The organism is Pseudaminobacter salicylatoxidans (assembly GCF_003148475.1).
Taxonomy (GTDB): domain Bacteria; phylum Pseudomonadota; class Alphaproteobacteria; order Rhizobiales; family Rhizobiaceae; genus Pseudaminobacter; species Pseudaminobacter salicylatoxidans.
The window spans coordinates 174,669-187,937 of record NZ_QGGG01000003.1 but is presented as its reverse complement, the minus strand read 5'-3'; the positions used below and the strand labels follow the sequence as shown (position 1 = coordinate 187,937).

Annotated in this window: 18 protein-coding genes; all 18 read left to right on the top strand. The window is 64.8% G+C overall.

The annotated features are described in order from the left end of the window. Positions 1 to 4 precede the first annotated feature (4 nt). The 18 genes from C7441_RS05800 to C7441_RS23970 all read left to right on the top strand — a co-directional run bounded on the left by C7441_RS05800 (position 5) and on the right by C7441_RS23970 (position 13,204). Positions 5 to 1,183, top strand: a complete 1,179-nt coding sequence (locus C7441_RS05800; protein ID WP_109612071.1) for a phage portal protein — start codon at positions 5 to 7, stop codon at positions 1,181 to 1,183. Positions 1,184 to 1,215: 32 nt separating this feature from the next. After that, positions 1,216 to 1,572 carry a DUF6107 family protein gene (locus tag C7441_RS05795; protein WP_019172169.1) on the top strand — a complete coding sequence of 119 codons (357 nt, stop codon included), beginning with the start codon at positions 1,216 to 1,218 and terminating at the stop codon, positions 1,570 to 1,572. Beyond that, a complete protein-coding gene (locus tag C7441_RS05790) occupies positions 1,562 to 2,245 on the top strand; it encodes an HK97 family phage prohead protease (RefSeq protein WP_109612070.1) in 684 nt (227 codons plus the stop codon). Before C7441_RS05795 ends, C7441_RS05790 begins: the two co-directional genes overlap by 11 nt. Then, the gene (locus C7441_RS05785) at positions 2,242 to 3,489 is read left to right on the top strand and encodes a phage major capsid protein (protein WP_109612069.1); all 1,248 of its coding nucleotides are present in this window, start codon (positions 2,242 to 2,244) and stop codon (positions 3,487 to 3,489) included. The genes C7441_RS05790 and C7441_RS05785 overlap by 4 nt, the downstream gene beginning before the upstream one ends. Positions 3,490 to 3,613: 124 nt before the next feature. Further along, complete coding sequence (locus C7441_RS05780; protein ID WP_109612068.1) at positions 3,614 to 4,183, top strand: head-tail connector protein; 570 nt, start codon at positions 3,614 to 3,616, stop codon at positions 4,181 to 4,183. Further along, a complete protein-coding gene (locus tag C7441_RS05775) occupies positions 4,183 to 4,515 on the top strand; it encodes a phage head closure protein (RefSeq protein WP_109612067.1) in 333 nt (110 codons plus the stop codon). Before C7441_RS05780 ends, C7441_RS05775 begins: the two co-directional genes overlap by 1 nt. Further along, positions 4,512 to 4,697 carry a hypothetical protein gene (locus C7441_RS05770; RefSeq protein WP_146201430.1) on the top strand — a complete coding sequence of 62 codons (186 nt, stop codon included), beginning with the start codon at positions 4,512 to 4,514 and terminating at the stop codon, positions 4,695 to 4,697. Before C7441_RS05775 ends, C7441_RS05770 begins: the two co-directional genes overlap by 4 nt. Next, entirely contained in the window at positions 4,678 to 5,088 is a 411-nt protein-coding gene (locus C7441_RS05765) for a DUF3168 domain-containing protein (protein WP_019172175.1), read from the top strand. The genes C7441_RS05770 and C7441_RS05765 overlap by 20 nt, the downstream gene beginning before the upstream one ends. Before the next feature lie 57 nt (positions 5,089 to 5,145). Beyond that, positions 5,146 to 5,562, top strand: a complete 417-nt coding sequence (locus C7441_RS05760; protein WP_109612065.1) for a phage major tail protein, TP901-1 family — start codon at positions 5,146 to 5,148, stop codon at positions 5,560 to 5,562. Next, positions 5,559 to 5,891, top strand: coding sequence for a gene transfer agent family protein (locus tag C7441_RS05755; RefSeq protein ID WP_109612064.1), 333 nt, complete (start codon positions 5,559 to 5,561; stop codon positions 5,889 to 5,891). The genes C7441_RS05760 and C7441_RS05755 overlap by 4 nt, the downstream gene beginning before the upstream one ends. After that, positions 5,888 to 6,130: a rcc01693 family protein gene (locus C7441_RS05750; protein WP_109612063.1), complete on the top strand. Its 243-nt coding sequence runs from the start codon at positions 5,888 to 5,890 to the stop codon at positions 6,128 to 6,130. The genes C7441_RS05755 and C7441_RS05750 overlap by 4 nt, the downstream gene beginning before the upstream one ends. Then, complete coding sequence (locus tag C7441_RS05745; protein WP_109612062.1) at positions 6,115 to 6,690, top strand: phage tail tape measure protein; 576 nt, start codon at positions 6,115 to 6,117, stop codon at positions 6,688 to 6,690. The genes C7441_RS05750 and C7441_RS05745 overlap by 16 nt, the downstream gene beginning before the upstream one ends. An 8-nt stretch (positions 6,691 to 6,698) precedes the next feature. Next, complete coding sequence (locus C7441_RS05740) at positions 6,699 to 7,340, top strand: DUF2460 domain-containing protein (protein ID WP_109612061.1); 642 nt, start codon at positions 6,699 to 6,701, stop codon at positions 7,338 to 7,340. Continuing rightward, positions 7,337 to 8,224 (top strand): DUF2163 domain-containing protein, encoded by an 888-nt coding sequence (locus tag C7441_RS05735; RefSeq protein ID WP_109612060.1) that lies wholly within the window; start codon positions 7,337 to 7,339, stop codon positions 8,222 to 8,224. The genes C7441_RS05740 and C7441_RS05735 overlap by 4 nt, the downstream gene beginning before the upstream one ends. Then, a complete protein-coding gene (locus C7441_RS05730) occupies positions 8,221 to 8,658 on the top strand; it encodes an NlpC/P60 family protein (protein ID WP_109612059.1) in 438 nt (145 codons plus the stop codon). The genes C7441_RS05735 and C7441_RS05730 overlap by 4 nt, the downstream gene beginning before the upstream one ends. A 16-nt stretch (positions 8,659 to 8,674) precedes the next feature. Beyond that, the gene (locus C7441_RS05725) at positions 8,675 to 12,571 is read left to right on the top strand and encodes a baseplate multidomain protein megatron (RefSeq protein ID WP_109612058.1); all 3,897 of its coding nucleotides are present in this window, start codon (positions 8,675 to 8,677) and stop codon (positions 12,569 to 12,571) included. 27 nt (positions 12,572 to 12,598) lie between these two features. Next, positions 12,599 to 12,805, top strand: a complete 207-nt coding sequence (locus tag C7441_RS05720; protein WP_019172184.1) for a hypothetical protein — start codon at positions 12,599 to 12,601, stop codon at positions 12,803 to 12,805. Between the two features lie 99 nt (positions 12,806 to 12,904). Further along, positions 12,905 to 13,204: a hypothetical protein gene (locus C7441_RS23970; RefSeq protein ID WP_170125024.1), complete on the top strand. Its 300-nt coding sequence runs from the start codon at positions 12,905 to 12,907 to the stop codon at positions 13,202 to 13,204. Positions 13,205 to 13,269: the final 65 nt, after the last annotated feature.

The following is a 13,269-nucleotide window of genomic DNA, read 5'->3' as shown; positions in this document are numbered from 1 at the left end:
ACATATGGCTTGGAAATGGCCTTGGCCTCGCAATGCGGGGAACGATGTCGCGCGCCCGGAGCGCAAAAGCGGCGGATTGGGTTTCGTGACTTTGCATGCGCAGGGCGAGGCCCGTTGGACGCATCGCGACTATACGGCGCTGGCGCGCGAAGGGTTCATGCGCAACCCCGTCGTGCATCGCGCCGTGCGGCTGATTGTCGAGACCGCATCGGCCATTCCGTGGCTTCTCTATGAAGGCGCGGCGGAAATGGACGACCATCCGCTGCTGAATCTGCTTGGCCGGCCAAACCAGCGGCAGGCAGGCGCGACCTTCCTTGAGGTTCTGTACGGGCATCTGCTTCTGTCCGGCAACGCCTATGTCGAGATGATCGAGGCGGGCGGGGGCGCGCGCGAACTGCATCTGCTGCGCCCCGACCGGGTGCGGGTGCTGACCGACATGACCGGCTGGCCGTCGGCGCTGGAATACCAGGAAGGTTCGGTGAAGCGGCGGACGCAGATCGGTCTCGCGCCGGGTGGTGGGGCGTTGCATCTCTCGCTGTTCCATCCGCTGGACGATCATTACGGCTTTCCGCCGCTGGAAGCGGCGCTCATGGCGCTCGACATCCACAACGCCGCCGGCCGCTGGAACAAGGCCCTGCTCGACAATTCGGCACGGCCCTCCGGCGCGCTGGTCTATGCGCCGAAGGAGGGCGGCAACCTCACCGACGAGCAGTTCGAGCGGCTGAAGCAGGAACTGGAGGAGGGCTATTCGGGCGCGACGCGCGCCGGTCGTCCGCTGCTTCTGGAAGGCGGGCTGGACTGGAAGGCCATGGGGCTGACGCCCAAGGACATGGATTTCATCGAGGCCAAGCATTCCGCCGGCCGTGACATTGCGCTGGCCTTCGGCGTGCCGCCCATGCTGCTCGGCATTCCGGGCGACAACACCTATGCCAACTATCAGGAGGCGAACCGCGCCTTTTATCGGCTGACCATCCTGCCGCTGGTTGCCCGTACTGCCAAGGAGCTTTCGGCCTGGCTGGCGCCGGCCTTCGGCCCCGATCTCAGGCTTTGGTACGACGCTGATTGCGTGGAAGGTCTTTCGGGTGAACGGGACGCACTGTGGTTGCGGCTGGAGGCGGCAAGCTTCCTGACCGACGACGAGAAACGCGAGGCGGTGGGCTATCAGCCGCGCGACCTGACGTGATCGGGCCACGCCAATCACGAGGAGTCTCCAACATGACGGACATGTCTCAGGCGAGCTGGATCTGGCTCGCCAAGGGTGCCGGCGCGGTCGCCGGTTCGGCCATCTCGCTGGCCTATATCCTGCCGCACGGCAGGCATGAGGCGGCCGCGCGCTTTGCCGTTGGCGTGGTCTGCGGCCTCGTCTTCGGCGGCACCGCCGGTCTCAAGATTTCAACGGAACTCGGCATTCAGGACCTGATCGGGCCGGGCGAAATGGTGCTGATGGGCTCGGCGGTCGCCAGTCTCTGCGCCTGGTGGGCGCTCGGCTTCGCCATGCGTGCCTTTCAGGGCAACGGCCTTGGCAGGATTCTGCAGAAGAAAACGGAACGGGAGAATGCGGATGGGCGCTGACGCCATGTCATGCGAACGCAAATATGTCGATCTCGTGCTGGGCGACGTGGAGCCGGACGGCACCTTTTCCGGCTATGCCAGCCTGTTCGGCAAGGTCGATCTCGGCAAGGACGTGGTCGAGCGCGGCGCGTTCGCACGGTCGCTGAAGGCGCGCGGCGCGTCGGGCATCCGCATGCTCTTCCAGCATGACCCCAACGAGCCGATCGGCGCCTGGACGGAAATCCGTGAGGATGCGCGTGGCCTGTTCGTGCGCGGACGGCTGGCCAAGGATGTCGGCCGTGCCCGCGACGTGCTGAACCTGATGCGCGGCGGCGCACTCGACGGCCTGTCCATCGGCTTTCATGCCGTGCGCACCAGGCGCGACGCGGCGAGCGGCGTGCGCCGCATACTGGAGGCCGACCTCTGGGAAATCTCCATCGTGACCTTCCCGATGCTGCCCGAGGCTCGCGTCGAGACGGTGAAGGGGCGGCGGTTGCCGACCATACGCGAATTCGAAAGTTGGCTCAGGCGGGATGCCGGGCTGACGCGAAGCGAGGCCCGCAGGGTCATCTCCAAGGGTTTCGCAAGTCTCGTGGGCGGGCGGGACGCCGCCGCGGGACCGGAAGCGGCGCTGCTGGAAACGATCCGGCAGGCCACACGCATAATCAACGAAACAAGGAAGTCCCTTACATGATTGAAGCCAATATCGATGGCCTCGAAACCAAGTCGGCCGGAGAGTTCGACCTTTCCGATGCGTTCGGCGAGTTCATGACCACCTTCGAGGCGTTCAAGGACAGCAATGACGAGCGGCTGGCGGACCTGGAAAAGCGCAGCGCCGACGTCCTCGTCACCGAAAAGGTGGATCGCATCTCGCGCGCGCTCGACGAACAGAAGCGCGTACTTGACAATCTCGCGCTGAAGAAGGCGCGCCCGGCCCTCGTTCGCGACGGCGTGAATATCGTACGCACCGAACACAAGGCAGCCTTCGAGGCCTATATGCGCAGCGGTGACGACCGCCATCTGCGCTCGCTTGACGCCAAGGCCATGTCCTACGGCTCCGGTCAGGATGGCGGCTATCTGGTGCCGGACGAAACCGAGGGCGAAATCGGCAAGCGGCTGGCCGCATTGTCGCCGGTCCGCTCCATCGCCTCGGTGCGGCAGGTGTCCGGTGCGGTGCTGAAAAAGCCGTTCTCGATCAGCGGCCCGGCTGTCGGCTGGGTCGGCGAGACCACCGCGCGCCCGGAAACGGCGGCCTCGACGCTGGCCGAACTGCAGTTCCCGACCATGGAGCTCTATGCCATGCCGGCGGCCACCGCCTCGCTGCTCGAAGACAGCGTCGTCGATCTCGATGAGTGGATTTCGAGCGAGGTGGAAGCGGCCTTCGCCGAGCAGGAGGGGGCCGCCTTCATCAAGGGCGACGGCGTCAACAAGCCGCGCGGCTTCCTGGACTACGACCAGATCGCCGAGTCGAGCTGGGCCTGGGGCAAGATTGGCTGCACCTTCACCGGCGTGGACGGCGAGCTTCCGGATGCGGATGCCTCGGACGTGCTTATCGACACGGTCTATGCGCTGAAGGCGGGCTACCGCCAGAATGCCAACTGGGTGATGAACCGCAAGACCCAGGCCACCTTGCGCAAGCTCAAGGATGCCGACGGCAACTATCTCTGGCAGCCACCCGCGACGCCCGGCCAGCGCGCCATGCTGATGGGCTTCCCGCTGGCGGAGGCCGAGGACATGCCGGACGCTGCCCCCGGCACGACGCCGATCGCCTTCGGCGATTTCGCTCGCGGCTATCTCGTCGTCGACCGCACCGGCGTGCGCGTGCTGCGCGATCCGTACAGCGCCAAGCCCTACGTGCTGTTCTACACCACCAAACGCGTGGGCGGCGGCGTGCAGGACTTCGATGCCATCAAGCTGCTGAAGTTCGCCGCCGCCTGACGGCGCATCGTTTCGGCTGATGTGACGCGCGCTCACCCCTTGCGCCTTCACGCTGCCGATGGCGGCTCCGGCCCGTCCTCCTCCGGGGCCGCCACTTTTTTCTCCCATCATAGAAGGTAGTCGCATGACGCTTCTGCGAACGGTCGACCCTGCCGTCGAGCCGGTAAGCCTGAACGAGATAAAGCGCCATCTGCGCATCGCACATGACAGCGAGGATGATTTTCTCACTAGCCTGATCCGGGCCGCGCGCGAGGATGTCGAGCGCACGACCGGCGTGGCCATGATCAACCAGAACTGGCGGCTCGCTTTCGATCGCTGGCCGGACTATGGCTGTGTGCCGCTGATGCGCCACCCGGTGCGCGCGGTGCTTTCGGCGACGATATTCGGCGACAGGGGTGAAGCCTCCGTGCTCGGCCCCGCCGACTATCAGCTCGACACGCTGTCGCGGCCGGCACGCCTGCACATCGAAAGGCGGCCGGGACCGTTGCGGGCGATGAACGGTATAGAGATCGATTTTTGCGCCGGTTTCGGCGAGGCCGGAACGGACGTGCCGGATTTGCTGAAGCGCGCCGTCACCGTGCTGGTGGCGCATTGGTATGAGTTCCGCGCCGCCTACGGTACGGCCGACCAGCCGGTCTCTTACCCGGCGGGCTATGACCGCCTGATCGCCGGCTATCGCGACCGGAGGCTGTGATGGCGGAATTCATCGATCCGGGAAAGCTGCGCACCGAACTGTCGCTTCAGCAAAGCGGCAGCCAGCGCGACGATCTCGGCGGCCAGGTCGAAAACTGGGCGGAGATCGCGACCGTCTTTGCGATGATCGAGCCGATCTCGGCGCAAAGCCTCGCGGGTGCCGACCAGGCGCAACAGGCGGTTTCGCACCGCATCACCATGCGCTGGCGCGACGGCGTGGCGAGCGGGATGCGCTTTGCGGGGCAGGGGCGGGTTTTCGGCATCGTCACTGTTCACGATCCCGACGAGACCGGGCGCTATCTGGTCTGCCGCACGCTGGAGGGCAAACCGTGAAGATGTCTATCGTGGTGACACTCGACGGCCTGCTGCGCGCCTTGCGCTGGCGGGCGCACGATCTGGCGGAACAGGCGGAACAGGGCTACCGTGCCGGCATTTCGGCGCCGCGTGAAAGCCACAGGACCGTCGACGCCGAAATGCACGGGAAGGGGAAAGGCAATGACCGGATCGGCCGCTGACCTGCAAAAGGCGATCTTCTCCACGCTCGAGGCCGACGCCGCGCTTGTCGGGTTGCTCGGCGGGCCGAAGATCTATGACCGCGCGCCGCCGAACCAGCCCTTTCCCTATCTGACCTTCGGGCGCACCAGTGTCTATGACTGGAGCACGGGGACGGAAAACGGCAGCGAGCATCTTTTCACTCTCCACATCTGGTCGAAGGCCAGAGGCAGGAAGGAAGCGCTGGAGATCATGGAGGCCGCCAAGACGCGCCTCGACGGCGGCGCGCTGGCGCTCGACAACCATCATCTGGTGAATATGCGGCTGGAATTTGCCGAAACCAGATATGACGAGGACCTTTCGGTTCACCACGGCCTGCTTCGCTATCGCGCGGTAATCGAAGACCTGGCCTGAACTTCAGGCCTGCGCGCGATCGCGTCGTCCACATCAATACAATTCGGGAGACCTGTCATGGTCGCACAGAAGGGCAAGGACCTTCTGCTCAAGCTCGATTCCACGGGCCTGGGCGATTTCATCACGGTTGCGGGACTGCGCTCCAAGCGCATCGCCTTCAACAGCCAGACGGTGGACGTGACGGATGCCGATTCCGTCGGCCGCTGGCGCGAATTGCTGGCCGGCAGCGGCGTTCAGCGCGCCTCGATCAGCGGCTCGGGCATCTTCAGGGACCAGCAGTCTGATGCCGAGATACGCGCCCGCTTCTTCGCCGGTGATATTTCGAAATGGCAACTCGCGGTGCCGGATTTCGGTGTCGTGGAAGGTGCCTTCCAGATCACCTCGCTCGAATATACCGGCGCGCATGACGGCGAGGTGACGTTCGAGATGGCGCTCGAATCCGCCGGTCCGGTCAGCTTCACGGTGATGCCATGACGGCAAACCGGCGGCGCGGCGAGGTCGACGTGGAACTCGACGGCAAGACCTATCGGCTTTGTTTGACGCTGGGCGCGCTTGCGGAGTTGGAAGCAACCTATGCGGCCGACGATCTCGGGGCACTCGTCGAGCGCTTTTCGCGCGGGCGGCTTTCGGCGCTCGACATCATCCGCATCGTCGCGGCTGGTCTGCGCGGCGGGGGCCACGACATCGCCGACCATGAGGTCGGCAAGTTGCAAACTGCCGGGGGCGTTGCCGGCTTTGCCGCGATTGTGGCGGAACTTCTGACCGCGACATTCGGAGCGGCAGGCGCCACCACAAACCCTTGAATGCCGGAGCAGGCACGGCGCGCGAATTCCCCTGGGACCATGTCATGGCGATGGGGTTCGGCCTGCTGCGGCTTTCGCCCGAAACCTTCTGGGCCATGACGCCGCGCGAGTTCGAGCGCGCCATGAGCGTCTTTACGCGCAACGGCGATGAAGCGCCACGGCGCGCGGACCTTGCCGCGCTGATGCGCGCCTTTCCAGACATCCCACACAATGAGGAGAACGCATGGTTGAAGACGTGACCGTCTCGATCAACGCCGATACCGCGCCGTTTCAGGCGGCACTCGAAAATCTCGAGAAGCTGTCGGACCGTTTTGGCACGCAGCTCACCGGCGCACTAAAGGGGGCCGCGCTGAGCGGGCGCGAACTGGACGACGTCCTGCGCCGGATCGGGCTCAATCTTGCCGGCATGGCGCTGGAGCAGGGGCTGAAGCCGCTGCAATCGCTGGCTGGCTCGCTGCTTTCAAACCTGTTCGGCGGATTGGCGGGCGCGCTGCCCTTCGCCAATGGAGGCGTGCCTGGGCATGTCGTGCCCTTTGCGAGCGGCGGCGTGGTGTCGGCGCCGAGCTATTTTCCCATAGGGGCCAGTTTCGGGCTGATGGGCGAGGCGGGGCCAGAGGCGATCATGCCCCTGCAGCGCGCGCCGGATGGCCGGCTGGGCGTGGCCGCTACCGGTGGGGGAACCCCGGTGAATGTCGTCTTCAATGTCACCGCGACCGACGCAGCATCGTTCCGCAAATTCGAGGCGCAGATCACCGGCATGCTGGCGCGCGCCGTGTCGCGCGGCAGCCGAACCTTTTGAGGTGGCGAATGTCAGAGCTTTCCAGTTTTCACGACGTGCGCTTTCCGCTCGCCGTGTCCTTCGGCGCGACCGGTGGACCCGAACGGCGCAACGAGATCGTTTCGCTGACATCGGGTCGGGAAAAGCGCAATGCGCGGTTTTCCCAGTCACGGCATGTCTATGATGCCGGCACCGGCGTGAAGTCTCTGGAAGAACTGCACGATGTGCTCGTCTTCTTCGAGGCGCGGCGAGGATCCCTGCATGCGTTCCGTTTTCGCGATCCGTTCGACATGAAGTCGTGCCGTCCGCAGGCAATCCCTTCGCCCACCGATCAATTGCTGGGGGTCGGTGACGGAACGGCCAGACGCTTCAAGCTGGTGAAGAGCTACGGTACCGGGCAGGACGCCTATCTGCGACTGATCTGGAAGCCGGTTCTTTCGTCTCTGCAGGTTGCGGTCGATGCGGCGGAGCTTGATGCCGGCGACTTCACCTTCGACGATGCGACCGGAGAGATCGTATTGCAGCAGGCGCCTGCGACCGAGGCGGCCGTCACTGCCGGTTTCGAATTCGACGTGCCGGTTCGCTTCGACACGGAGCGCATGTCGATGAGCCTGACAGCGTTCAAGGCAGGGCAGATTCCGTCGATCCCGTTGGTCGAGGTGCAGCTTTGAGCATCTATCCGCCTGCCTTCGCCGATCATTTGGGCCGCGACGTCACGACCGTTTGCCATTGCTGGCGGCTGACGCGGACGGATGGCATCGTGACCGGCTATACCGACCATGACTGGCTGTTGACGGTCGATGGCACCCGCTTCGAACCCGAAACCGGCTTCAGCGCCAGCGAGGCGCGCGACACGCTGGGCCTTGCCGTCGATACGGTCGATGTCGAAGGCGCGCTGTCTGCGGCAAATATCAGCGACGAGGACATCGCCGCTGGCCTCTATGACGGCGCGAAAGTGGAAACGCTGCTGGTGAATTGGCGCAAGCCGGAGCAGTTCGCGCGGCTGCGTACCGCCACGATCGGCAAGATCACGCGCAGTGACGGCCGCTTCGTTGCGGAGCTGGAAAGCCTCGTACATGCGCTGGATCAGCCGAACGGACGCTATGTCGCGCGCGCCTGCGATGCGGAACTGGGCGATGTGCGCTGCGGCTTCGCGCTTGCCGGTTCCGCCTATGCCGCAACGGGCATGGCGTCGGCGAGCGAGGAAAGAGACACCATAGTGGTCTCAGGTCTTGATGCCTTCGAGCCGGGTTGGTTTTCTCATGGAGTGCTTGTCTGGACCTCGGGCGGCGGCGCCGGCCGCAAGAACCGAGTGGTCGATCACCGAAAGGACATGCGCGGGGTCGTACTGACCCTTCAGCAGCCGGGTCCGAAAATCGAACCGGGAGATGCATTTTCCATCACCGCCGGCTGTGACAGGAGTTTTGCCACCTGCAAGTCGAAATTCTCGAATGCGATGAATTTCCGCGGCTTCCCGCATCTGCCTGGCAATGATGCCGCCTACGGCTATGTCACGGAGGGAGGCCGCTTCGACGGTGGCCCTGTGGTTCCATGAGTCGCTCCATCCCGGAAATGATCGTGGCGGAGGCGACGGGCTGGCTCGGCACGCCCTACCGGCATCAGGGTATGCGCAAGGGGGTGGGCTGCGATTGTCTTGGCCTTGTGCTGGGCGTGTGGCAGGCGGTCTACGGCCGCGGGCCTGAGAAGCCGGGGCCTTACGCGCCGGACTGGGCCGAGGCGGGTGGGCAGGACAGGTTGCTGGCTGCGGCGCGGCGGCATTGCGTCGAAAAGCGGGAGGGGCCTGGAGCCGGTGATCTCGTGCTGTTTCGCTGGCGTGCGCATCTGCCGGCCAAGCATGCCGCAATCATGGTCGCCGATGACAGGTTCATCCATGCCTATCAGGGCAGTGCCGTGGTGATCTCGGCGCTTGTGCCGCAATGGCGGAGCCGCATCGCCGGCATGTTCGCATTCCCAGACAAACCCATCTGATTTCCCGGAGGCCACGATGGCAACCATTCTGCTGCAAGCTGCCGGCGCGATGCTTGGCGGCATGCTCGGCCCTGTCGGCGGCGCCATTGGCTCGGCCGCCGGCGCGCTGGCCGGCTACGTCGTGGACAGGGCGCTGATCGACAGCACACGCCGCATCGAAGGGCCGAGGTTGACGGGTGCGCGCCCGTTTACCGCCGAGGAGGGGGCATCGTTGCCACGGGTCTACGGAACGGCGCGGCTGGGTGCCACGCTTATCTGGGCCACGCGCTTCGAGGAGCAGAAGACGACCACGCGGCAGGGCTCCAAGGGTGGCCCGCGCGTGACCGAATATTCCTATTTCGCCAATGCCGCCTTTGCCCTGTGCGAAGGCGAGATCGCCGGCATCCGCCGCGTCTGGGCGGATGGGCGCGAAATCGACCGCAATGACTATGAGATGCGCGTCTATCGCGGCACTGAAAGCCAGTCGGTGGACCCGCTGATTTCCGCAAGGCAGGGAGGCGGCAACGCTCCCGCCTATCGCGGCGTGGCCTATGTCGTCATCGACCGCTTTCCGCTCACCGAGTTCGGCAACCGCATCCCGCAATTCCAGTTCGAGGTGTTGCGACCGGTCGGCGAACTGACGAAGCAGGTTCGGGCGGTCTGCCTCATTCCCGGCGCGACCGAATATGGCCTCGCGCCGGAACTGGTGAAGCGGCAGAAGCGCCCCGGCGAGACGGGCGCCGAAAACCGCCACATGCTTCACGGCGCAACCGATATTGCGGCTTCGCTGGATGAGTTGCAGATGCTGTGCCCGAACCTGGAGCATGTTGCCGTTGTCGCGACCTGGTTCGGCAACGATCTGCGCGCCGGCGAATGCCGCATCCGGCCGGGGGTGACCCATCGCAGCACGGCAGGCCTGTCGAGCGAGTGGGTCGCCTCCGGCATTACGCGTGAGAGCGCGATGCTGGTGTCCTGGTCGGGCAACGGCTCCGCCTATGGCGGAACGCCATCCGATGCCAGCATCATCGCTGCGATCCGCGAGATCCGGGCGCGCGGCCTGAAAGCCACGCTCTATCCCTTCATCATGATGGACGTGCCGGCCGACAACACCTTGCCCGACCCTTATGGCAACGCAAGGCAGGCGCGTTACCCCTGGCGGGGGCGCATCACCTGCAATCCCGCGCCGTCGCGCCCCGGCACGGCCGACCGAACGGCGGCGGCACGCGCGCAGGTGGCGGGTTTTCTGGGAACGGCTACGAGCGGGCAGTTTTCGGCAACGTCGAACACCATTCGTTTCCATGGAACGGCGGATGACTGGGGTTACAGGCGTTTCCTGCTGCATTTCGCGCATCTCGCCGTGGCTGCCGGCGGCGTCGATGCCTTTCTGGTCGGGACCGAGTTGCGCGGGCTGACCACCTTGCGCGACCACAACGACGCCTTTCCCTTCGTGGAGGCGCTTTGCGCGCTTGCCGGCGATGTCCGGGCGGTTCTCGGAAGCGCGGCGGCTATCACCTACGCGGCCGACTGGAGCGAATATTTCGGGCATCAGCCCGCCGATGGCAGCGGCAATGTTCATTTCCATCTGGATGCGCTGTGGGCGCACCCGGCAATCACCGCCATTGGCATCGACAATTATATGCCACTTTCGGACTGGCGCGACGCGGACTATGTCGCGCCCAACCCGGATGGGTTTCGCGGTCCTTACGATCCGGCCGGTTTGCGCAAGGCAATCGGCGGCGGTGAGGGTTTCGACTGGTACTATCCATCCGATCAGGCCCGCTTGCGGCGCGAGCGCACGCCGATAACGGACGGAGCCCACGGCAAGCCATGGGTCTATCGCTACAAGGACCTGGTGAGCTGGTGGAGCAACCGGCACTATGACCGCATCGGCGGGCTGGAGGCGAAGACATCCACGGCGTGGGTGCCCGGCTCCAAGCCGATCTGGTTTACCGAACTCGGCTGCCCCGCCGTGGACAAGGGCACCAACCAGCCCAATGTCTTTCCCGATCCCAAGTCCGCCGAAAACGCGGTTCCCTATTTTTCGAATGGCGGGCGCTCCGACCTTGCCCAACAAAGGTTTCTTGAGGCGCATGCCGGTTACTGGAAGCCTGGCGGTATCGGCTTCAACGAGACGAACAATCCGGTAGCTGCGGCATATGGCGGACGGATGGTGGATAGCTCACGCATCTATCTTTGGGCATGGGATGCCCGTCCGTTCCCGGCATTCCCGCTGCACAAGAATGTATGGTCGGACGGTGACAACTGGAGCCGGGGGCACTGGCTCAACGGGCGCATCGACAATCCATCCGTCGAGGCGCTGGTGGACCAGATACTGAAAGACCACGGGCTGCCGCCCGCCAACGCAGTGAATGCCGATGGCACCGTGCAGGGATACGTGATTTCCGATCTTTGTTCGGCGCGTGAGGCTCTGGAGCCGGTCGTCGAACTGTTCGACCTTGCCGTGCAGGAGGAAGCCGGCGGGCTGGTTTTCCGCAGCAACTCCGCGCAGGCGGCCTCGGTGATCGAGCTGGATGAACTGGTGGTGGAGGATCGCGGCCCGACCATGGAGACGGTACGTGCGCCGGATCACCAATTGCCGGTCGAGGGCATCCTCGCGTTCCGCGATCCGCTCATCGAATATCAGACGGCGTCCGTGCGCTCGCTTCGGCTGGGCGCGGGCGGCAGCCGGCAGCATGTTATTTCATTCCCCGGCGTGCTGGAGGCGAGCGAGGCACAGGCATTGCTGGATGACTGGATGCGCCGCATCTGGTCGGCGCGTGAAACCGTCAGCTTTGCGGTGCCGAATCCGAGCCCGGAGATCACGCCGGGAACGGTCGTGAGGCTGCCACGCCAGGACGGCGCCAATTTCATCGTCACGGAAATCGAGGACGGGTTGGTCCGCAAGGTTTCGGCGCGGCAGGTCGCGCGCTCGGCACCGGCGACCTGGCATCCGCAGGAGATCGTGCCGCCGGTGCCGCCGGCCGTGGAGGTTGGCCAGCCGTATCTCCAGCTTCTTGACCTGCCAGTCGGCCCCAATGGAGGTGAGGCGCAAGACCAGTTTCGGGTTGCGGTCTGGCAAAAGCCCTGGCGAAGCCAGTTGCTGTTCGTCTCGCCGGAGCAGACCGGCTTCGCGCAGCGCGGTGCGATTTCGCGGCCCGCCCGGATGGGGCGGCTTCTGGAGCCTCTGGGCGCGGGTTTCGAAGGACGCATCGACAGGAAGGCATCGCTCATCGTCGAGTTGTTCGATGCCGAGGCCAGCAGCGTCAGTCGCCTGCAACTGCTGAACGGCGCGAATGCCGCTGCCGTGCGCGCTCACAACGGCGTGTGGGAAGTCCTTCAGTTCCAGACTGCCGAAGAGATTGCGCCGGATACGTGGCGTTTGACCGATCTGCTGCGCGGGCAACTGGGAACGGCCGATGCGATGGAAACCGGAGCCATGACAGGCGCGGATTTCGTGGTGCTGGATGACGCGGTTCAGCCGGCTGGTCTGCTGCCTTCCGAAATCGGCCGGACGCTCAACTGGCGGGTCGGTCCGATAGGCGCTGACTTTTCCGACGAACGCTTCGCGGCGATTTCGGCGGCGGGTGGCCTGCGCGCCTTGCTGCCACTGGCGCCGGTCCATCTCAATGCGAAGCGAGCGGCGAACGGGGACGTTTCGCTGAATTGGATCAGGCGCGGCAGGCTGAACGCCGACGACTGGGCGCCCGAGGACGTGCCGCTGGGCGAAGAGCGCGAGGAGTATCGTATCGACATCGCATTGCCGGACGGCACGCCGCTTCGTTCGGTCGTCGTATCGGAGCCGCGATGGATTTATCCGGCCGTGTCGATCGTGGGCGACCTGGCTTCGGCGACCGCGTTCGACGTTACGGTCAGGCAGTTCAGCACTGCTGTGGGTTGGGGATTGCCGGTGAGCCGACATTTCCCGTTGCAGTGATTTCATGTGCGAACAAGGAGAGCACGCATGACGGAAAACAAACCCTGGTATCTGTCGCGCACCATATGGGCCGCGCTGATCACGGTGGCCGCGGCAGGTGCCGGGCTGGCGGGTCTGACCATCAGCGATACGGATCAGGCGCTTCTGACGGATTCGATCCTGCAGGCCGTCGCCGCGCTGGGCGGTATAGTTGCGATCATCGGGCGGTTGGCCGCGAAAAACAGGATCGGCTGAAAAACCGGGCATTTTCCGGCCAAGGGTTGCCGCTCGGCGCATTTGCTGCTGATCTGTGTTCATTTCGTGTTCAGCAGTCACCGGCTACAAGCAACAACCATGAAGATGCCCCGTTATACGTTCCGATCTGCCATCATGGCCCTGTGTGCACTGGGCGTGCTTGCGCCTGCGGTGCAGGCTGTATCTTCAGCCCGCTCGCAGGAGCAGGGGACAATGGTCGTTGCCGCTGCCGATTGCTATGCGATTGGGCAACGGGTTGCCTCGCAGAACGGGGGCACGCTCGCCAGAGCAAGCGCTTCCACGCAAGGCGGCCAGCCCGTATGCGTGATCGTGGTGCTGGTGCCGGGCAAGGACGGCCAACGTCCGCGCCGGGCCGAATTTGTGGTGCCGCAGAATTGAGGGTGGCGCGCGAAGTTTTCCATCGGTGCGGAAACGACCTATACCTGCCCGAAACAGGGACTACA

What these genes read in the sequence shown, in the direction of transcription:
- C7441_RS05800 (WP_109612071.1), top strand. Translation starts at nt 5, where the DNA reads ATGGCTTGGAAATGGCCTTGGCCTCGCAATGCGGGGAACGATGTCGCG.
- C7441_RS05795 (WP_019172169.1), top strand. Translation starts at nt 1,216, where the DNA reads ATGACGGACATGTCTCAGGCGAGCTGGATCTGGCTCGCCAAGGGTGCC.
- C7441_RS05790 (WP_109612070.1), top strand. Translation starts at nt 1,562, where the DNA reads ATGGGCGCTGACGCCATGTCATGCGAACGCAAATATGTCGATCTCGTG.
- C7441_RS05785 (WP_109612069.1), top strand. Translation starts at nt 2,242, where the DNA reads ATGATTGAAGCCAATATCGATGGCCTCGAAACCAAGTCGGCCGGAGAG.
- C7441_RS05780 (WP_109612068.1), top strand. Translation starts at nt 3,614, where the DNA reads ATGACGCTTCTGCGAACGGTCGACCCTGCCGTCGAGCCGGTAAGCCTG.
- C7441_RS05775 (WP_109612067.1), top strand. Translation starts at nt 4,183, where the DNA reads ATGGCGGAATTCATCGATCCGGGAAAGCTGCGCACCGAACTGTCGCTT.
- C7441_RS05765 (WP_019172175.1), top strand. Translation starts at nt 4,678, where the DNA reads ATGACCGGATCGGCCGCTGACCTGCAAAAGGCGATCTTCTCCACGCTC.
- C7441_RS05760 (WP_109612065.1), top strand. Translation starts at nt 5,146, where the DNA reads ATGGTCGCACAGAAGGGCAAGGACCTTCTGCTCAAGCTCGATTCCACG.
- C7441_RS05755 (WP_109612064.1), top strand. Translation starts at nt 5,559, where the DNA reads ATGACGGCAAACCGGCGGCGCGGCGAGGTCGACGTGGAACTCGACGGC.
- C7441_RS05745 (WP_109612062.1), top strand. Translation starts at nt 6,115, where the DNA reads ATGGTTGAAGACGTGACCGTCTCGATCAACGCCGATACCGCGCCGTTT.
- C7441_RS05740 (WP_109612061.1), top strand. Translation starts at nt 6,699, where the DNA reads ATGTCAGAGCTTTCCAGTTTTCACGACGTGCGCTTTCCGCTCGCCGTG.
- C7441_RS05730 (WP_109612059.1), top strand. Translation starts at nt 8,221, where the DNA reads ATGAGTCGCTCCATCCCGGAAATGATCGTGGCGGAGGCGACGGGCTGG.
- C7441_RS05725 (WP_109612058.1), top strand. Translation starts at nt 8,675, where the DNA reads ATGGCAACCATTCTGCTGCAAGCTGCCGGCGCGATGCTTGGCGGCATG.
- C7441_RS05720 (WP_019172184.1), top strand. Translation starts at nt 12,599, where the DNA reads ATGACGGAAAACAAACCCTGGTATCTGTCGCGCACCATATGGGCCGCG.
- C7441_RS23970 (WP_170125024.1), top strand. Translation starts at nt 12,905, where the DNA reads ATGAAGATGCCCCGTTATACGTTCCGATCTGCCATCATGGCCCTGTGT.